Here is a 17,714-nt window from a genome sequence, read left to right as displayed (position 1 = left end):
TTTGGCGTATTCCGGCGTTTTAGCAAAGACTTCCACTTGGTTGTCTTGAATCGCATCGCCCACTTCAACTAACAATACATTTTTGTTGTTTTTACGCACATCATTCACATAGGTTGCAATTTGCGCATAAGAGCCTGAACGGTCTTCGACGTCCGCACCATAGCTCCACGGCACAACACGCCCGTGAACGTCCGATGTTCCTAAAATTTTGATATTGACCTCTTTAGCTACGGCAACACTGACCGCCGATAACATAAATAATGCGCCGATAATTTTTTTCATTTTTGTTTCCTTATTTAAGTGTTAGTTGTAAGTAATAACGGATAAATTAAAGCAAATTTTTTAAACGGTATAGCGCTTCCAACGCCTGCTTCGGCGTAAGTTCATCAGGATCAATCTGCTGTAATGCCGACTCCACTTTCGACGGTTCTACAAGCGGTCGGTTTTCGTGATTTTTTTGCAAATTGGCATTAAATAGTAAATCTTGTTGCGGGCCGTCGCTTAACTGGGTCGTCTGCTGAGAAATCTGCTCTAACTGCCCCAACTTCTGTTTAGCAAGTTGAATAACTTGCTTCGGAACACCGGCTAAAGCAGCCACCGCCAAGCCGTAACTTTTACTTGCCGCCCCTTCCTGCACCGCGTGCATAAAGGCGATGGTGTCGTTATGTTCTATAGCGTCTAAATGCACATTTGCCACGCCTTTTAACTGACTCGGAAGGCTCGTTAGCTCAAAATAGTGCGTGGCAAACAGCGTGAGTGATTGTGATTTCTTCACCAACCATTCGGCACACGCCCACGCTAGCGATAAACCGTCATACGTTGAAGTTCCGCGTCCGATTTCATCAACCAACACCAAACTATTTTCGGTGGATTGGTGCAAAATATTTGCCATTTCTGTCATTTCCACCATAAAGGTTGAACGCCCTGAAGCTAAATCATCCGAAGCGCCTATTCGGGTAAAAATACGATCAATCGGACCAATTTCCGCACTTTCCGCCGGTACAAAACTACCGATATACGCCATCAATGTAATTAACGCAATTTGGCGCATATAAGTACTTTTACCGCCCATATTCGGACCAGTGACAATCAGTAAATGGCGTTGCGGACTTAACACTACCGGGTTGGCAATAAATGGCTCTTTCAATACCTGCTCGACCACCGGATGGCGACCGTTTTTGATATGAATTCCCCGCTTGGGACTGAAATTCGGCGCAACATAATTCAAACTGTCAGCACGTTCCGCCAAATTGGTAAGCACATCAAGTTCCGCTAAAACAAGGCTGGCAAGCTGTAATTGGGCAAGATACGGCAATAATTTGTCGAACAATTCTTCGTAAAGTTGTTTTTCCAACGCTAAAGACGCACCTTTTGCTTTAAGCACCTTATCTTCGTAAGTCTTCAATTCCGGAATAATATAGCGCTCGGCATTTTTCAGGGTTTGGCGGCGTACATAGTGAATCGGCGCTTTATATGTTTGACCTTGGCTAATCTGAATATAAAAACCGTGTACCGCATTAAAACCGATCTTTAGCGTATCGATTCCGGTTTTTTCACGCTCACGCGCTTCCAGATCGTCTAAAAATTTAGTCGCACCGTCGGCAAGATCGCGCCATTCGTCTAACTCGGCGTTGTAACCTTCGGCAATGACTCCGCCATCGCGAATTAATTGCGGCGGATTATCGATAATCGCCTGTTCCAACAGTTCATGCAGATCGGAAAAATCGCTCAGCTGAGTGAGGGTTTTATCCAAACAAGCGGTCAGATTTTGCGAAAGTTTTGCAATTTCGGGAATTTGCGCCAGCGCCGTACGTAAACGGGTTAAATCGCGTGGGCGGGCAGTACGTAACGCCACACGAGCCAAAATCCGCTCCATATCGCCCACTTGTTGCAACAAGGGTTGCAACGACTCAATTCGCTCATTTTGCTGCAACGTCGCAATAATTTGCTGACGATTGGTAAGCTTAACCTGATCTCGAATCGGCTGATGAATCCAACGCTTTAACAAACGACTACCCATCGGCGTAACGCATTTATCCAATATCGCCGCAAGGGTATGTTCCGTTCCGCCGGCAAGGTTTGTTGTGAGTTCCAAATTACGCCGGGTCGCCGCATCCAAAAGCACGGTTTCACTGTTTTGTGCAAGATGAATCGCGTTGATATGCGGCAAAGCGATGCGTTGGGTTTCTTGCGCATAGTGCAACAAACAACCTGCCGCACACAGGGCGATAACCGCTTTTTCAACACCAAAGCCGGTTAAATCCTTAGTACCGAATTGGCGGTTTAATAGCTGAACGGCAGTAACCAGTTCAAATTCCCAAATCGGACGACGGCGCAGCCCTTTGTAACTTTCAAGTAAATGCATTTCGTTGAAATCTTCCGGATAGAGAATTTCCGCCGGCTGTGTGCGCTGTAATTCGGCAGAAAGCATTTCTTTATTCGGTAATTCACAAATCAAAAAACGCCCGGAACTCATGTCCAACGTAGCCAACGCAAAAATACCTTTTTCCTGATAAACACAAGCCACAAGGTTATCTTGGCGCTCCGGAAGAAGAGCCTCATCGCTTACCGTACCCGGCGTGACAATCCGCACAACTTTACGCTCAACAGGCCCCTTACTTGTGTTTGGATCACCGATTTGTTCACAAATCGCAACGGATTCCCCCAGCGCCACCAACTTCGCCAAATAGCCTTCAACCGCGTGATAAGGCACGCCCGCCATCGGAATCGGCTCACCCGCCGATTGCCCGCGTTTGGTCAGAGAAATATCTAACAATGCCGATGCTTTTTTCGCATCATCGTAAAACAGCTCGTAAAAATCTCCCATTCGATAGAACAGTAGAATATCCGGATTTTGGGCTTTAAGTTGAAGATATTGCGCCATCATTGGGGTGTGTTGTGATATTTTTTCGTTTAAATTCATCTTGTTATTCTTCTTAATTCATTGATATTAAATGATTTTACTTAAAATTATAGTTTCGCGAAGTTTCTCAGAGTTTCATAAAGTCTTATTAAAACCTATGCTTAAATATAGGTTTGTTTGTAGGTTGTTATAACCCATAGTATAATATATATACACAAATAAGTACTTTTCTTTTAAGGAGCTATTTTATGAGTAATGATATAAAAAAGCCATTAACGACAAAAACTATTGAGATGATGAAACCCAAAGATCCAGATAAAGCCGATATTGGAGAGTATTCAGGTTTAAGAGTTACCTGTGGAAAGACCGGTGTAAAAACCTTTTTCTATCGTTATTCAAGCCCGATAACCCAAAAACTTACTCAAATAAAAATTGGCTCATTTCCTGCTGTTAGTTTAGCAGAAGCAAGAAAACAGCTTAAAGAATTGAAGCATATTCGGCTTGCAGGTCGTTGTCCTGCAATAGAATTAAAAGCCTACAAGAAAGAGCAAGCAAATAAAGAACAGCAAAAGCAGTTTTACGTTAAAGATCTTATTGAACTCTATTTATCACAATATATAGAAGATCACTATAGTGAAAATGGTCGTTTGATAGCAGGGGCGAGAAAACCCAAAGGGCAAGATGAAGTTCGCAGAACCTTACATAATGATGTTGTTATTCCTTTTGGTGATAGGTTAGCTTCTTCTATGACGAGAAAAGAAATTGCTGAACATATCTTGAGAATTGTAAATGAAAGGGGAGCCAATGTTCAAGCAGGTAATGTTCTTCGTGAATGGGCTTCTGCTTACCGTTTTGCGATAGGATTAGATAAGTTTGATGAAAACTTTGTTAATCCTGCATTCTTAGCAAAAGAAACGTTAAAAATGAGTGCTGTTAAGCTAACCAATAATCGTGGAACTCGGGCATTTGATCATAGGGAACTTAGTATATTCTTGAAATGGATAAAAAAATCTCGTTTAACAGAAAAAATCCAAAATGTTTTTTTACTTACATTACTCACAGGATGTCGAACAGGAGAAATTTGCGCAATAGCGTGGGATGACGTTGATTTAGAAATGAAAACTATTTTTTTGAGAGAAACAAAAACTGGTACTTCACGTTATGTTCAGCTATCTACTCAAGCGGTAGAATTAATAAAAACGTTTGACCGTTCGACAAAATACCTGTTCCAAATGCGATTACAGGAAAAGCCAATTCAACAAAAATATCTAACAGAAAGAACTTGGGTTCTGCGGAAAAGTGGACTTATGTTAGATATTGAACATTGGTCGCCACACGATTTACGTAGAACTGTGCGTACAGGCTTAGCTCGTTTAGGTTGCCCAAATGAAGTTGGAGAAGCTATTTTGGGGCATTCAAAGAAAGGAATTGAAGGGACGTATAACTTACATAGTTATGATAAAGAATGTCGCTTTTGGCTACAGAAATGGGCTGATTATTTAGATGATTTAGTAATTGAAAAATAGGCAGTTTCCTGCCTATTACTTTAATTTTTTTCTATGAGTAACTCTCGTTTTCCCGATTTTAATGGTTCTGATACTATCCCTTCTGCCTCAAGCTGATCCATAATATGAGCAGCACGATTAAAACCAATGTTAAAGTTGCGCTGAATAGCTGAGATTGTAGTGGCTTTTGTTTCAATCACGAATTTGCATACATCATCAAATAAAGGATCAAGATCATCCTTAACTGATGATAATACATTTTCAGTAAAGATATTTTCTTGATATTGAGGCTGCTGCCCACACATACGCCAGAAATCAGTTATAGCAACAATTTCTTCATCACTAACAAAAGCACCGTGAATACGGGTTAAAGATGGAGAGCCAGCACCAAAATATAGCATATCACCTCGACCTAACAATGTTTCCGCTCCATACTCATCAAGAATGGTACGAGAATCCGCAGCATCTGTTACTGTAAATGCAATACGACTAGGAATATTCACTTTAATTGTACCTGTCATAATATCAGGCTTAGGGCGTTGTGTTGCTAGAATTAAATGAATTCCTACCGCTCTTGCTTTTTGTGCGATACGCACAATATATTCTTCAGCGAGTTTACCCTTTACCATCATTAAATCGGCAAATTCATTAATAACGATAACAATATAGGAAAATGGATTAAATGTATCTTTAGCTATGCCTACCTCATTTAAACGGCTAATTTTTTGATTATAACTTTCGATATTTCGCACTCCCCATAATGATAAAAGCTGATAACGATGTTCCATTTCATCAACACACCATTTCAAGGCTTGAGTAGCTTTATGCATATCTGTGATAACTGGCGTGATGAGATGTGGGATATCATTGTAAGGAGATAATTCAACAACTTTCGGATCAATTAACATCAATTTAAGCCGTTCTTCATCTAATTTTGATAATAAACTGATAAGAATAGTGTGGATACAAACTGATGTTCCTGCACCAGTCGCTCCTCCAATCAATAAATGATGAACTTTGGCTAAATCAATCACAACAGGTTCACCTTTTGGATCTAAGCCTAAAGCAATCGGTAGTTTAGCATTGCCATCGATAAACCCTTCAGAACAGATTACATCTTTAAGTGAAATGATATGACGATTATTGTGTGGACTTTCTAAAGAAAGTGTGCCGAAATCATTGGGGAGCATTCGCACTGCTCGAACATTCAATAATTCAGCCCATTTTATAGGATCTGAAAGTTGATTGATGACGTTTTTTTCTAAGCTCTCTAGTTCTAATTTAATATTGTAAGTCGTGACTACAGGACCAACATCGTAGCTGATCTTGGTATTTGTGATACCGAATGTAGATAATACCTCCTCCATATCCGGCAACTGCACATTATAATGTTTTGTTAATAAATCTATCGGTAAGCGTAAATTATTTGAAAACATAAAAAACCTCTGGATAAACAGCCCCTAAAAATACATCATTTACATCTTTAATAATCCTTTTCCCAAGAATCAATTTGATTAATAAAAATTGCTCTACGCTCTTGCTTTTCAACTAATATACCATTGATATTTTCAGTATAAGGTTCTTCATCAATAAAACCATCAAAATACCAAAACTCACCATCAAAAGAAGATTCTAACCATATCGTGGCATTATCAATATCAGGTTTATTTGATACTAGCTCAAACTCAGATGGATTCATTGGATCTTGTATTCCATAGAATGTAATGTAGGTATTGGGTTTGTCATTATCTTGTTCATATTCAAACTTAATACTTAACTCTTTTGTTTCAGCATTAAATGTTATCCAACAAGGATATGGCTTATCCCAATAGGATTTATCACTACCTTCCTCGTATTCTTCATACTCGGCAACAATATCTAAATCTTCTAATAATTGCATATGAGATTACTCATAATCGTCATAGTGGATACTTAACTTACCTGAGCGAAATACCTCTCCGTCCCAAGAAATGACATCAGGCAAGTCATTCATTTCAATAGGCTTTCTAGCTCTAAGTGTTCTATCTTTCTTAAACCAATAATTTACTAGGGTTCCAATTTCAGGCTTTGAATTAAGATTTTTCTTGTTTAAAAGATTAAGTTCAAAATCTAAATAATAAGTAAGTAGTCTTTCAGGTTCTTTTAATTTTGTACTATTCCTACTTGGATATGGAGAAACAACAACATCGCCTAGCCAAATCTGTAACTCACGAGTAATGTTAGGAAGTGTATCGTGGTTTTTAAAACGATTAGAATATGGTCTATCAGTAATACCGCAATACTGAATAGAGCTATCAGATCTACTTCCTTTAGTTTTCCCTGTTGCAATATATAGTCCTTTTTCTCTTCCCCAATCTGAATTTATGACTTCATCAAGCGTAAATGGACCAAACCAATGAATTAATGTAAATGTATGTTGCATATAAATCCTTAATTAAACAAATTAATCTAAAGATACTATAACCGATATTTTTGAAAGAGTAAAACAGTTACAAAATAGCAATAAAAGATGATTTAGGGCTTGAGTAATGTCGAAACTTTCAGTAACAGAAACGGATAGATTGATAGGAAAACGAATTCAACAGAAGAGAAAAGAGCTTGGATTTAGTGCCGCAGAGCTATCTGAAAAAATAGGCATAGCTCAACAGCAACTATCTCGTTATGAGCGAGGAGAAAATAAAATCAATGTTGCTCATTTGGTTGAAATTGCAGTGGCATTAAATACTGAAATTGGCTGGTTCTTTATTGATTGCATATCTGACCTTAAAAGTAACGATAAACGGAAATTTATACCAATTTCCGAAGATAGTGTTCAAAATAGGCTAAACACACATTTAGATCGTCTTAGTGCTGATAAAAAACGTGGTCTTTTAGTCTTCCTAGAAACTGTTTTGTAGATAGTTTAACTTATGCTAACATATTGATATATAAGGTTAAATTTATTTTAATATGAAAGCATTACAACAAGGTGAACTTGACTGTTTGTGTGGAATTTATAGCATTGTCAATGCTGTTTATTTTGTATCAAATAAGAAAATAAAGCGTAAACCTCTATTTAATGAACTACTTCTTGCTTATATGAATAATTGGGGTGTTTATGATCTGCTCACTAGTGGGTTAGATCTTCACCAGATGAAATATCTGTTAAATCATACCACTAAAATATATAAACAGATAAAAATAGAGTATCCCAACATAAGAAGACACACAAAAATGCCTTTACTTATATCTTCTCATCTAGCAAGCCAACCTAACACAATAGTATTATTTTCAACCAATTACCATTGGAGTTTAATAAAAGGTTACGATAACGAAAAACTAACTCTTTTTGATAGTTGTGGCATAAATAGCGTAAAGATCTCTGAAATTTTACCTAATTCACTATTTTTTATTTCTTTCCTCCCTAAAGAATAAATGATCAAGTAGAATTTCTCGACTCCATTTCTTTTCTTCAAGAGGACACTTATCATCTAATAATTTTAATAATTTATTTAGCGTCATATTTTTCTTAGCTACATTTCTGTAAATTTTCCTTAATACTCTTAATTTATCTCTATTTCTATAAGTATAAACATAGTAAGTAATCGCTAGGGACTTGATCTCAACTTGCCTTATTTTTTCATCTACCAGCTCAAAGGCTTTTGCGATCTTGATCTGTTGCTTAGCTATTTTTTCTGCAATATCTTCATAAGTATGGAATGTAACCGTCTTAGGAAAGCGTTCCTTGATCGAATCTCTTCTACGTTGTTGCTCTTCACAATTTCTCTTTTGTTTTCTTGTTTGCCCAATTAAATTAGTACGCATTTTTCCTCCTTAAAATAACTGACCGTCAGTAATTTGATTAATAGAGCTGACAGTCAGTTATTTTAGGTTATTTATTGCTGACTGTCAGCTAACTTAAGAGCTAAACATTTCTCTGTAAAGAAAACCTCGCAAAGGGTAATTCCGCCCTTTGGTAACGAATGAGGTTTTTATGAAACTGATCAAACTAAGCCAAGTAATGGCAAAAACAACGTTATCTAAATCAACTATATACCGCCTGATCAAAACATCTAATTTTCCACAGCCCAAAAAACTGTCATTTAGAGCAGTTGCGTGGCTAGAAGAGGAAATTGATGAATGGATTGTAAATAGAGAATGTGCGTGTAATTCAAGCTCTAATCACTCTATTAGCACGTTACAAGCATATTTATTGAATAACACTACTAACTAGGGGAAATGGCTATGGTAAATACTATGTGTATAAACAAAAAGGCTATCTATAGAAAAAATAACTTTATCTGTGTAGGATCTTTTAAAAAATATCCTATCTATATGGGAATAGATAAACTATCTTTTATATCAGAGATAACACCCGCCGAAAAATTTTGGGACGTATACAAAAGACTTGATAATTTAAAACAGGTCAAATCTAGCAACTATGAGGTTCGTAGCATAAAAGTTAAACATTACCGCTATGGTATGAAAATTACTTCTATGAAAAATCCTGATTTTTATTTGCTATTATCTTACGATTTTCCAAGAAAACTTAATGAGCCAAGAGTTAGATTCGAATTGTCCCCACAATATACAAGAAACAATGATATACCTAATGTGATCAAATGGTTAAGAAAACATATTGGGAGAGAGGTTATTGATATGCTGTTACAAAATAGCAGAGTAACTAGAATTGATCTTACTCTTGATATATATAGCAAGCAATTTCTAAGAAATTTTTATTTTTCAATACCTAATGTCAAGACAGGACGAAATTTTCTAGATAACGAAGATGATTGTAAGAACAACTATGCTATTGGTTCTAAACGTTCTAGTTCTTATCTTTTAGTATATGAGAAACTAAAAGTTCAAGAAGTTGAAGATGTTTGTCAGAATAACCTGATAGTTAAGAGAAAGCACATTAAACAGAGCATTACTCGCTTAGAATTAAGAATAAAACCACCATACAAACAACCACTTTTACTATCCGAGGTTTCAGTTTTAGAAAATCCGTTTAATAGGGTTCTTATTTATAGAAGAAAGAAAATAGCGTCTAAATTTAAGGATTTTCTTCCTTACATAAAAGAGGAGAAAAGTCTTCCTTTAGCTGTTAAATCATATCTACAAACTAAAGTGAATGGTGATATAAAGGAGAATCGAAATTTAAAACTAAAAATGAATAGACGTCTTGAAAAGTGCAAAAGTAAGTTTATACTAAACATAGACTGGACTAAATACCCAAGTATTATAGACAAAACTATCGGGTATTTCACTCAAACCTATCAAAGATAATTCGATTCCTTAAACAATAAAAGCTACATAAATGTAGGTTATTATGTAGCTTTTTATTTTTAATGCGCGCGAACCCTTGTAAATCAATAAACATAGCCCTAGCCATCAGGCGTATGTTGAGCGGTATTTGTCATTGATTTTATGTATTTTTATGGCTGGAAATCATGTTGATATTTTAGAGATAAATAGTATGTTGGAAAAGCGCAAGCGGTCGGTTTGGCGCAATAATTTGCAAAAAATTTGCCTGAAACGACCGCTTGTTGAATTTAGAAAATCGCTTCTAAACGTAAGAAAGCGCCGATATGGTGTGAACGATCACTATTTTTATCGTTGTAGTAATGCAGCTCCGGTTGGATAAAAAACCATTGACGTAAAATAGGTTGACGCCAGTTGATAAAAGGCCCGTAATAATCGAGTTCCGGTTGTTTACCATTGATATCACCGCCAAAAAACAAGCCATAATTAAGCTGTTTATGGTTTGAATAGTTATGTTGACGATATAGGCTGTTACCCCAAACAGTTTGTTCATCCTGATCATGGGTATATTCAATATAAGTGTGGTTATTGATAAAACGTTTTTCGTTCTCATCAAACTTATTTTCTAAGTTGATACGAAAATAGTGTTTACTATTAATTCCGTAACGATAAATCGGCTCTAAACGGGTGCTGAACTGCTCATCATGTTGCCAAACTTTGCTTAATTTTAAACGAACAAAAATATCGGCTCCGGAACGAACCCCTAAATCAAGATCTGTATCTATTCCTAAATTTTTAATCCCATCAGACCAACGCAAAGCTAAGGATGCATTGTCATCGCGCGCCTGTTTACTGTCATATTTTTTATCGTCTTTGATAGGCTCTTTATAGTTGCGGTGAAGTTGGTTTTTATCGCGCGCTTGGTTATCCAAATCTTCGTCACCAAATACTACACTGACGTGTTTTTTGAGGGTTGGAAGGCGAATTTTACCGCGTATGCGCGGTTTGATGGAGTAGCCGTCGTAGCGGTTCCATTCGTTATCCAAGATAATACGCAAGTTAGCCGAGGCGGGTTTATCGGGGTCCGGTTCGCCAAACCAGTCGTCAATACTGTTCGACCAACTGTGTAACGTACTCTTCACATTCGTGTGCTGTTGATCAACCCAAGAAGGCGATTCTTCGGTTGATTCGGCAGAGGCGGAAAAAGGGATATAACCTATAAATACTAACAATGAAAGAGATAATTTATTTCTCATTGAATATACCTCCGTAAATAGTCGTTATAGGGATATTACTCTAAAAAGTATAAAAATACTTCAAAAAAATGAAACGGTCGGTTTTGCAAAAAATAGTGAAAAACCGACCGCTTGTATGTGTATTACTCCCGTAATTTGTCAAATCAGAGGAAAATGTTCGCAAACAATAAACCGAAAGCTAAACAAAATGCCATGCTCAATAAGCCCGGAATCATAAAGCTATGGTTAAAAATATACTTACCGATTTTGGTTGTCCCGGTGGTATCAAAATCGATAGTGGCAATAATCGGACCATAATTCGGAATAAAGAAATAGCCGTTTACCGCAACGAACACCCCAATCAAAATCGGAGCCGGAATACCTAATGCGACCGCAACAGGGAAAAGTGTTGCGACGGTTGCACCTTGGCTATTTACTAAAATAGACAAGATAAATAACGCAAAAGCAAATGCCCAAGGCGCTGTTTCAACTAAACCTGAAACCATCTCTTTTACTTCCGTCATGTGAGCTTGCATTAACGTGTCGCCGACCCATGCAATACCGAAAATCGCAATCACCGCACGCATACCGGCATGGAATACCGAACCTTGCGTAATCGCATTACCGTTAGGTTTACAGATTAAGATAATCAATGCGCCAACAGATAACATCACAATTTCAATTGTGTGCGCCATACCCATCGGTTTACCGTCAAATGCAGGGCGTAATGATGGTATCGCACCCATTAAAACGACTAACAATGCACCAAACAAGAATAAACCAACCGAGGTTTTTGCAGTCGGGCTGATTTTAATATCATCCGGATTTGTATTCGGATGATTTTCTTTTACATAGTCGGGATCTTGTAAAAGACGTTGATAATTCGGGTCATCTTTCAGCTCTTTACCCATTTTATTTACAATTAAACAGGCGCAGAAAATACCTAAAATCGTTGCCGGCATTGTAACAATAAGCACATCACCCAAATGAATACCTTGTGGTTCTAAATAAGCGACCACAGCCACTACAGCCGCCGCAATCGGACTTGCCACAATCGCAAATTGTGATGCAATAACCGCCATAGAAAGCGGGCGTTCAGGTCTAACACCGTTGTGGCGGCTCACTTCCGCAATAACCGGTAATACCGAGTAGGCTACGTGACCGGTTCCGGCTAAAACGGTAAATGTCCAAGTAACCGCCGGTGCAATGAAAGTAATATATTTTGGATTTTTACGAAGAATATTGGTGGCAATTTTGATCATATAGTCTAAACCGCCGGCAGCTTGCATCGCCGCTGCAGCAGAGACGACTGCCATAATCATCAACATAACATCAATAGGTAAACCGGCAGGTTGTAAACCAAAACCGAAAGAAAGAATAGCAAGTCCAAGACCACCCATTACCCCAAGACCGATACCGCCTAAACGGGCACCAATCAGAATACAGAGTAGTAAAATGACAAATTGAAAAAGAAACATTGCAGACATAAATTGCTCCATTGTAATTTTGATAAAAAGCCCCCATACTGCAAAAATATTTTAGGGCTAAACATCTTTATTGAAGGGCATGCAATATAGCACAAATAAAAACTAGCTTTATAATCCAGATCAATAAATAATTCTAATCATAGGAAAACATATGCAATTCTCCAAAATGCACGGGCTCGGTAACGACTTTATGGTTGTAGACGGCGTGACGCAAAATGTTTATTTAACCGAAGACGTCATCCGTAAATTGTCGGATCGCCATTGTGGGATCGGCTTTGACCAATTATTGTTGGTTGAACCGCCTTACGATCCGGATTTAGATTTCCATTACCGTATATTTAACGCCGACGGCAGCGAAGTTTCCCAATGCGGCAACGGTGCACGCTGTTTTGCACGTTTTGTTACGTTAAAAGGCTTAACCAATAAACAAGATATTCACGTCAGCACCGCTAAAGGGAAAATGGTATTAAGCCTAAAACCTGACGGACAGATTCGAGTAAATATGGGCGAGCCGATTTGGGAACCTGCACAAGTGCCGTTTAATGCCAACAAATTTGAAAAAAATTATATTTTAAGAACCGATATTCAAACAGTACTTTGCGGCGTAGTTTCAATGGGAAATCCGCATTGCGTGTTGCAAGTAGAAGATGTAAAAACCGCAAATGTAAACGAGCTTGGTCCATTACTCGAAAACCACGAACGTTTTCCGGAGCGTGCCAATATCGGTTTTATGCAAGTGGTCAACCGCAATCATATCAAACTACGTGTATTCGAACGCGGAGCAGGTGAAACGCAGGCTTGCGGCAGCGGTGCGTGCGGAGCAGTGGCGGTCGGTATTATGCAAGGCTTACTAGACAAAAATGTACAAGTAGATTTACCCGGCGGCTCACTGCAAATCGAATGGAACGGCGTCGGTTCCCCGCTCTATATGACCGGCGATGCTGTACATATTTATGACGGATTTATCAAACTTTAAAAAACCAAACCCGCCGATTGGCGGGTTTTTCGTATTTACAAGCGGTCTGCTTTGAAGATTATTTTGCAAATGTCGATCAGTTTAACGATTTCTGTATTTTGCCCGATAAAAAAAGCGACATTATTGATTAGATAATGCCGCAAAAAACTTGACGATATTCGAGGAATCTTTTTTTATTGTTATTTGACGAGATGAATCATACCTTGTGTTTCACCATATTGCGAAGAAAAATTTCAAAAAAATATTAAAAATTGGAGCAAGATCACATTTTTAACTTAAAAAACAAAATTTGGAGTGAATTGAAAACAAAAAAACGCTGATGATATTCTCATCAGCGTTTCAGAATATGGCTCCTCCTGCGGGACTCGAACCTGCGACATATGGATTAACAGTCCACCGTTCTACCGACTGAACTAAGGAGGAAAAGAGTTTGCAATAAATGGTGCCTCGAGGCGGAATCGAACCACCGACACGGGGATTTTCAATCCCCTGCTCTACCGACTGAGCTATCGAGGCGACTCGTCGTTTGCGGGGTGCATTATGCTGATTTCACCCCTTCTCGTCAAACGTTTTTTTTAAAAAATGAAAAAATTATGTTTAATAGATCGCTTTTTACTCAAAGTGGGTTAAAAAGCGACGTTCTATCTAACATTTCGGTATTTTTGTTGTGCTTTATTCACTTTAACCAAATAATTTCTAGCCTGTGATGAAGGATGCGCCGTAGTTAAAATGCGGTAAATCGCTTCGGGATCAAGGTTGTTAATGCGATCAATCGCTTCCCATTTGTCGCTGTCAAACACACGTAATACCGCACCGGCACCACTGTTATAGGCGGAAATCATGGCATAGCGTTTTGCGGTCGGATCCGTAATACCGTCCAAATATTCATCACGTAAAATGGTCAGATACATGGTACCGGCATCAATATTTTGACTTGGGTTATATAAATAATCGCGATCCGGCTGCCCGCCGAATCCTTTACGAGCAAAAATATCGCGCCCAGCTGTACGCGGTACAACCTGCATTAAACCTATCGCATTCGCATAACTTACCGCATACGGGTTAAATGCCGATTCCACTTCCATAATACCCAAAATTAAACTCGGTTCGATATGATAACGTTTCGCCGCTTGACGAATAAGCGGAAGATAACGTCTTGCACGAACTTCAATATGGTTATTTACCATTTGAATATCAACATAAGTGACCGTGCGTCCGTTAGATAACCGACGGGTTTTCAATTTATTCTGAATAAGATAAGTGGCAAAATCATTGGCAAGCGCAATATTTGTGACCGAACGCCCAAATTGGTCAACAACCTGACCGGCTAAAAACGGATTACTGCTAATCGGCACGTCTCCGGATGCAAATAAATCGATCCCGGAGGCATCCGATCCCATTAGCAAGGTGTGAATGATGGAATTACGTAACCGGTTTTGATCGCTGAGGGTTTCAATGGTGATCATACCGCTTTCGAAGTGGATTTGGCTGCGCGTATAAAATTGGTCGGTATATTTCACATAATCTTTACGGCTGGCAACTAATAGTTCGTTTACCCCCCAAATTTGGTCGATATTACGTGAAAATTGCCCGGTTAAAATATCCAAACCGTTAGTATCTTTGGTGTAATCCGGTTTAGGTTTTTTAACCGATGTTTTTTTACTGCTGCTACCGCCGCAAGCTGCCAAAAAAGGCACAATCAGTAATAAAGGCAAAAATTTTTTTAATCTTTTCATTGTCATTCTCTGAAATTATTTAGCTTCAACCGGAACATAGCCTTCAATTAAGACATCTTTTCCTTCAAATAAGAAATTGACCATTTCGGTTTCTAAAAGTTTACGATGTTCCGGATTCATCATGTTTAATTTTTTTTCATTGACTAACATTGTCTGTTTTTTAATCCATTCTGACCACGCTTGCTTACTAATAGAATCAAAAATACGTTTACCGAGTTCACCGGGATAAAGCTGAAAATCCAAACCTTCAGCGTCTTGTTTTAAATATTCACAAAAAACTGTGCGAGCCATAATGGTTTCCTATCATTAATGTTAATTCTTGTAAAATACGTTTAACCGGCGTTGCTAAGCCGATTTCACTAGGTTGTAACAGATCATACCAATATTCCTTGTTTGAGGATACAAAAGCTTGATAAGTTCCTAACTTTTCTTTAACAGAATCGGCGGAAATTTCGACTAAAACAGGGTAAATATCTAAATGAAAATGGCTAAAAGTGTGACGAAAAGCGATTAATTGTTGCGAAATTTGCAAATTTTGTGCCGAAACAAACCGCTTGATCTGAGCCAAATCCTCAAATTGAGGGAAAGCGAACAATCCTCCCCAAATACCTTTATCTTCGCGTTTTTCCAATAACACTTTGGAGCCTTGTTTTAGGATTAAGAAATAACTTTGGCGCTCCGGTAACGTTTTTTTCGGTTTTTTCGCAGGATAATCCGCCCACGCCTGCGCTATATTTGCCTGACAATTTTTTTCAAGCGGACAGAGTGAGCATTTCGGTTTGGAACGGGTGCAAACCATTGCACCTAAATCCATCATAGCTTGATTAAAATCCGCCACTTGTTCGGTCGGCGTAGTGCAAGCGGTCAGTTGCCACAATTTATTTTCAACCGCTTTTTCACCGCTCCAACCTTCTACAGCAAAATATCGGGAAAGGACCCGTTTGACATTTCCGTCCAAAATCGGGTGAGGCGCATTTAATACGGATGATAATATCGCGCCGGCGGTGCTTCGTCCCACGCCGTTTAATGCGAGCACTTGCTCAAAATCCGTCGGAAATTCACCACCGAATTGATCTCGAATTTGCTGCGCCGCTTTATGTAAATTGCGCGCTCTGGCGTAATAACCAAGCCCGGTCCAAAGGTGTAACACTTCATCTATTGAGGCATCGGCTAAATCAATCACCGTCGGGAAACGTCGGATAAACCGTTCATAATAAGGAATCACCGTAGCAACTTGGGTTTGTTGTAGCATCACTTCCGACAACCAAACGTGGTATAAGGTTTTGTTTTGTTGCCAAGGTAATTGCTTTCGCCCGTATTGTTGATACCACGCCAATACACCTTTGGCAAAAGGTGCGTCGATATGCGATCGGGCAAGCGGATAAAGGGATGTTTTTTTCACGTAAAACTCTTTAGAATCACTTTTTTAAAGATGCAATACTACCGCAAGCGGTCGGATTTAACAGATTTTTTGCAAAATTTTTTGTCAAACGGACCGTTTGTTAATAAGGACTTACCATGAACAAATCGCTCATTCTCGGTTTTCATCATATTGCGATCATCGCCTCCGATTATGCGGTTTCCAAACGGTTTTATACGGAAATTTTAGGCGCGGAAATTATTGAAGAAACTTATCGTGCCGCCCGCGACAGTTACAAATTGGATATGCGTTTTGCCGACGGTTCACAAATTGAATTATTCAGTTTTCCCGTCACTCCGCCACGTTTTACCTCACCCGAAACCTGCGGCTTACGCCATTTAGCCTTTCGGGTGGAAAATATCGAACGGGCAATTGATTTTTTAGACCGCCATAATCTTGCCCACGAAGGTATTCGTTTTGATGAACTGACAGGAAAACGTTTCACTTTTTTCCGCGATCCGGATGATTTACCTTTAGAGTTTTACGAGATTTAATATGCGGTTTCCACCACTTTCCGACGGCATTTTCTTACGTCGTTATAAACGTTTTCTTGCGGATGTGTTGTTGCCGAACGGCGAGCAGATCACTATTCATTGCCCGAATACCGGAGCCATGACCGGTTGTGCCGAGCCGGGTTCCCGCGTGTGGTTTTCCACTTCAAATAATATGAAACGGAAATACGCCCAGACTTGGGAATTAACCGAAACGGCAAGCGGACATTTTATTTGTGTCAACACGCAACGGGCAAATCAATTGGTTTATGAAGCCTTAACTCACCGCCGAATTCCTGAATTAGCGCAATATAATGACATTCTGCCCGAACAAAAATACGGCGGGGAAAACAGCAGAATTGATTTCTTATTGGCTAACAATAAACAACAATGTTTTGTCGAAGTAAAATCAACGACTTTATTAACAGAAAACGGTGTGGGAATGTTTCCTGATGCTAAAACCGAACGCGGGCAAAAACATTTGCGCGAATTAATCGGTATTGCACGACAAGGGCTGCAGGCGGTGATTTTGTTTGCTGTGTTACATACGGGTATTGAACGTTTTGAGGTCGCCAAACAGATAGATCCCCACTACGCGTTATTGTTCGAACAAGCTGTTGAACAAGGCGTTTTTGCATTCATTTATCAAGCTGAAATATTGTTCGATAATCAAAAACCGATAGGAATGTTATTAAAAAACCCAATTTGTTAAGGAATTTTTAAGATTTTGTTTCTATAATCAACATTTTTCATTTTG

At 38.8% G+C, this 17,714-nt stretch carries 19 protein-coding genes and 2 tRNA genes; 8 read left to right on the top strand and 13 right to left on the bottom strand.

What is annotated here, in order from left to right; genetic code table 11:
• Together ACEYJ7_RS00775 and mutS are read right to left on the bottom strand one after the other, a co-directional pair.
• Positions 1–282 (bottom strand): metallophosphoesterase (locus ACEYJ7_RS00775; protein WP_373777131.1); only part of this gene is annotated, 282 nt, incomplete at its 3' end.
• Between the two features lie 46 nt (positions 283–328).
• Positions 329–2,923: a DNA mismatch repair protein MutS gene (gene mutS, locus ACEYJ7_RS00770; protein ID WP_373777130.1), complete on the bottom strand. Its 2,595-nt coding sequence runs from the start codon at positions 2,921–2,923 to the stop codon at positions 329–331.
• Positions 2,924–3,111: 188 nt separating this feature from the next.
• Here mutS and ACEYJ7_RS00765 point away from each other — a divergent pair, with 188 nt between their 5' ends.
• The gene (locus ACEYJ7_RS00765) at positions 3,112–4,389 is read left to right on the top strand and encodes a tyrosine-type recombinase/integrase (protein WP_373777129.1); all 1,278 of its coding nucleotides are present in this window, start codon (positions 3,112–3,114) and stop codon (positions 4,387–4,389) included.
• A gap of 20 nt (positions 4,390–4,409) precedes the next feature.
• On the opposite strand, the gene ACEYJ7_RS00760 is transcribed toward ACEYJ7_RS00765, so the two are convergent.
• From ACEYJ7_RS00760 to ACEYJ7_RS00750, 3 genes are read right to left on the bottom strand one after another with little or no spacing between them, the layout of a single operon-like run.
• The gene (locus ACEYJ7_RS00760; RefSeq protein WP_373777128.1) at positions 4,410–5,804 is read right to left on the bottom strand and encodes a DNA translocase FtsK; all 1,395 of its coding nucleotides are present in this window, start codon (positions 5,802–5,804) and stop codon (positions 4,410–4,412) included.
• A 47-nt stretch (positions 5,805–5,851) separates the two neighbouring features.
• A complete protein-coding gene (locus tag ACEYJ7_RS00755) occupies positions 5,852–6,268 on the bottom strand; it encodes a hypothetical protein (RefSeq protein ID WP_373777127.1) in 417 nt (138 codons plus the stop codon).
• A gap of 6 nt (positions 6,269–6,274) precedes the next feature.
• On the bottom strand, positions 6,275–6,790 hold the full coding sequence (locus ACEYJ7_RS00750) for a hypothetical protein (RefSeq protein ID WP_373777126.1): 516 nt from the start codon (positions 6,788–6,790) through the stop codon (positions 6,275–6,277).
• A 106-nt stretch (positions 6,791–6,896) separates the two neighbouring features.
• Here ACEYJ7_RS00750 and ACEYJ7_RS00745 point away from each other — a divergent pair, with 106 nt between their 5' ends.
• Together ACEYJ7_RS00745 and ACEYJ7_RS00740 are read left to right on the top strand one after the other, a co-directional pair.
• The gene (locus ACEYJ7_RS00745; protein ID WP_373777125.1) at positions 6,897–7,265 is read left to right on the top strand and encodes a helix-turn-helix domain-containing protein; all 369 of its coding nucleotides are present in this window, start codon (positions 6,897–6,899) and stop codon (positions 7,263–7,265) included.
• Between the two features lie 52 nt (positions 7,266–7,317).
• Positions 7,318–7,782, top strand: coding sequence for a hypothetical protein (locus ACEYJ7_RS00740; protein ID WP_373777124.1), 465 nt, complete (start codon positions 7,318–7,320; stop codon positions 7,780–7,782).
• Here ACEYJ7_RS00740 and ACEYJ7_RS00735 read toward each other — a convergent pair.
• Positions 7,750–8,172 carry a hypothetical protein gene (locus ACEYJ7_RS00735; RefSeq protein ID WP_373777123.1) on the bottom strand — a complete coding sequence of 141 codons (423 nt, stop codon included), beginning with the start codon at positions 8,170–8,172 and terminating at the stop codon, positions 7,750–7,752. The genes ACEYJ7_RS00740 and ACEYJ7_RS00735 overlap by 33 nt on opposite strands.
• Before the next feature lie 169 nt (positions 8,173–8,341).
• On the opposite strand from ACEYJ7_RS00735, the gene ACEYJ7_RS00730 reads away from it, so the two are divergent.
• Together ACEYJ7_RS00730 and ACEYJ7_RS00725 are read left to right on the top strand one after the other, a co-directional pair.
• Entirely contained in the window at positions 8,342–8,581 is a 240-nt protein-coding gene (locus ACEYJ7_RS00730) for an AlpA family transcriptional regulator (protein WP_373777122.1), read from the top strand.
• Positions 8,582–8,592: 11 nt separating this feature from the next.
• Complete coding sequence (locus tag ACEYJ7_RS00725) at positions 8,593–9,636, top strand: hypothetical protein (protein WP_373777121.1); 1,044 nt, start codon at positions 8,593–8,595, stop codon at positions 9,634–9,636.
• Between the two features lie 266 nt (positions 9,637–9,902).
• Here ACEYJ7_RS00725 and ACEYJ7_RS00720 read toward each other — a convergent pair whose 3' ends face one another.
• Together ACEYJ7_RS00720 and ACEYJ7_RS00715 are read right to left on the bottom strand one after the other, a co-directional pair.
• On the bottom strand, positions 9,903–10,868 hold the full coding sequence (locus tag ACEYJ7_RS00720) for a hypothetical protein (protein ID WP_373777120.1): 966 nt from the start codon (positions 10,866–10,868) through the stop codon (positions 9,903–9,905).
• Positions 10,869–11,011: 143 nt separating this feature from the next.
• On the bottom strand, positions 11,012–12,334 hold the full coding sequence (locus ACEYJ7_RS00715; RefSeq protein ID WP_373777119.1) for an anaerobic C4-dicarboxylate transporter: 1,323 nt from the start codon (positions 12,332–12,334) through the stop codon (positions 11,012–11,014).
• Between the two features lie 151 nt (positions 12,335–12,485).
• Here ACEYJ7_RS00715 and dapF point away from each other — a divergent pair, with 151 nt between their 5' ends.
• Positions 12,486–13,310 carry a diaminopimelate epimerase gene (gene dapF, locus ACEYJ7_RS00710; protein WP_373777118.1) on the top strand — a complete coding sequence of 275 codons (825 nt, stop codon included), beginning with the start codon at positions 12,486–12,488 and terminating at the stop codon, positions 13,308–13,310.
• Between the two features lie 347 nt (positions 13,311–13,657).
• On the opposite strand, the gene ACEYJ7_RS00705 is transcribed toward dapF, so the two are convergent.
• From ACEYJ7_RS00705 to mutY, 5 genes are all read right to left on the bottom strand, one after another.
• Positions 13,658–13,733 (bottom strand) — tRNA-Asn (locus ACEYJ7_RS00705).
• Positions 13,734–13,750: 17 nt separating this feature from the next.
• A tRNA-Phe gene (locus ACEYJ7_RS00700) sits at positions 13,751–13,826 on the bottom strand.
• 125 nt (positions 13,827–13,951) lie between these two features.
• Positions 13,952–15,046 (bottom strand): membrane-bound lytic murein transglycosylase MltC, encoded by a 1,095-nt coding sequence (gene mltC / locus ACEYJ7_RS00695; RefSeq protein ID WP_373777117.1) that lies wholly within the window; start codon positions 15,044–15,046, stop codon positions 13,952–13,954.
• Positions 15,047–15,061: 15 nt separating this feature from the next.
• The gene (locus ACEYJ7_RS00690; protein ID WP_373777116.1) at positions 15,062–15,337 is read right to left on the bottom strand and encodes an oxidative damage protection protein; all 276 of its coding nucleotides are present in this window, start codon (positions 15,335–15,337) and stop codon (positions 15,062–15,064) included.
• Positions 15,315–16,448, bottom strand: coding sequence for an A/G-specific adenine glycosylase (mutY, locus tag ACEYJ7_RS00685; RefSeq protein ID WP_373777115.1), 1,134 nt, complete (start codon positions 16,446–16,448; stop codon positions 15,315–15,317). The genes ACEYJ7_RS00690 and mutY overlap by 23 nt, the downstream gene beginning before the upstream one ends.
• A 116-nt stretch (positions 16,449–16,564) precedes the next feature.
• On the opposite strand from mutY, the gene ACEYJ7_RS00680 reads away from it, so the two are divergent.
• A complete protein-coding gene (locus tag ACEYJ7_RS00680; protein ID WP_373777114.1) occupies positions 16,565–16,960 on the top strand; it encodes a VOC family protein in 396 nt (131 codons plus the stop codon).
• A 1-nt stretch (position 16,961) separates the two neighbouring features.
• Positions 16,962–17,669 (top strand): DNA/RNA nuclease SfsA, encoded by a 708-nt coding sequence (sfsA, locus tag ACEYJ7_RS00675; protein ID WP_373777113.1) that lies wholly within the window; start codon positions 16,962–16,964, stop codon positions 17,667–17,669.
• Positions 17,670–17,714 lie beyond the last annotated feature (45 nt).

It is taken from the genome of Glaesserella sp., assembly GCF_041814905.1.
Taxonomy (GTDB): Bacteria; Pseudomonadota; Gammaproteobacteria; order Enterobacterales; family Pasteurellaceae; genus Glaesserella.
This window is presented reverse-complemented; position numbering and strand designations above follow the sequence as displayed.

Bases quoted from the DNA above. Each gene is read 5' to 3' on its own strand.
- ACEYJ7_RS00730 (WP_373777122.1), top strand. From the start codon at position 8,342: ATGAAACTGATCAAACTAAGCCAAGTAATGGCAAAAACAACGTTATCT.
- dapF (WP_373777118.1), top strand. From the start codon at position 12,486: ATGCAATTCTCCAAAATGCACGGGCTCGGTAACGACTTTATGGTTGTA.
- sfsA (WP_373777113.1), top strand. From the start codon at position 16,962: ATGCGGTTTCCACCACTTTCCGACGGCATTTTCTTACGTCGTTATAAA.
- ACEYJ7_RS00760 (WP_373777128.1), bottom strand. From the start codon at position 5,804: ATGTTTTCAAATAATTTACGCTTACCGATAGATTTATTAACAAAACAT.
- mutS (WP_373777130.1), bottom strand. From the start codon at position 2,923: ATGAATTTAAACGAAAAAATATCACAACACACCCCAATGATGGCGCAA.
- ACEYJ7_RS00680 (WP_373777114.1), top strand. From the start codon at position 16,565: ATGAACAAATCGCTCATTCTCGGTTTTCATCATATTGCGATCATCGCC.
- ACEYJ7_RS00715 (WP_373777119.1), bottom strand. From the start codon at position 12,334: ATGTCTGCAATGTTTCTTTTTCAATTTGTCATTTTACTACTCTGTATT.
- ACEYJ7_RS00735 (WP_373777123.1), bottom strand. From the start codon at position 8,172: ATGCGTACTAATTTAATTGGGCAAACAAGAAAACAAAAGAGAAATTGT.
- ACEYJ7_RS00740 (WP_373777124.1), top strand. From the start codon at position 7,318: ATGAAAGCATTACAACAAGGTGAACTTGACTGTTTGTGTGGAATTTAT.
- mltC (WP_373777117.1), bottom strand. From the start codon at position 15,046: ATGAAAAGATTAAAAAAATTTTTGCCTTTATTACTGATTGTGCCTTTT.
- ACEYJ7_RS00690 (WP_373777116.1), bottom strand. From the start codon at position 15,337: ATGGCTCGCACAGTTTTTTGTGAATATTTAAAACAAGACGCTGAAGGT.
- ACEYJ7_RS00765 (WP_373777129.1), top strand. From the start codon at position 3,112: ATGAGTAATGATATAAAAAAGCCATTAACGACAAAAACTATTGAGATG.
- ACEYJ7_RS00725 (WP_373777121.1), top strand. From the start codon at position 8,593: ATGGTAAATACTATGTGTATAAACAAAAAGGCTATCTATAGAAAAAAT.
- ACEYJ7_RS00755 (WP_373777127.1), bottom strand. From the start codon at position 6,268: ATGCAATTATTAGAAGATTTAGATATTGTTGCCGAGTATGAAGAATAC.
- ACEYJ7_RS00720 (WP_373777120.1), bottom strand. From the start codon at position 10,868: ATGAGAAATAAATTATCTCTTTCATTGTTAGTATTTATAGGTTATATC.
- ACEYJ7_RS00750 (WP_373777126.1), bottom strand. From the start codon at position 6,790: ATGCAACATACATTTACATTAATTCATTGGTTTGGTCCATTTACGCTT.
- ACEYJ7_RS00745 (WP_373777125.1), top strand. From the start codon at position 6,897: ATGTCGAAACTTTCAGTAACAGAAACGGATAGATTGATAGGAAAACGA.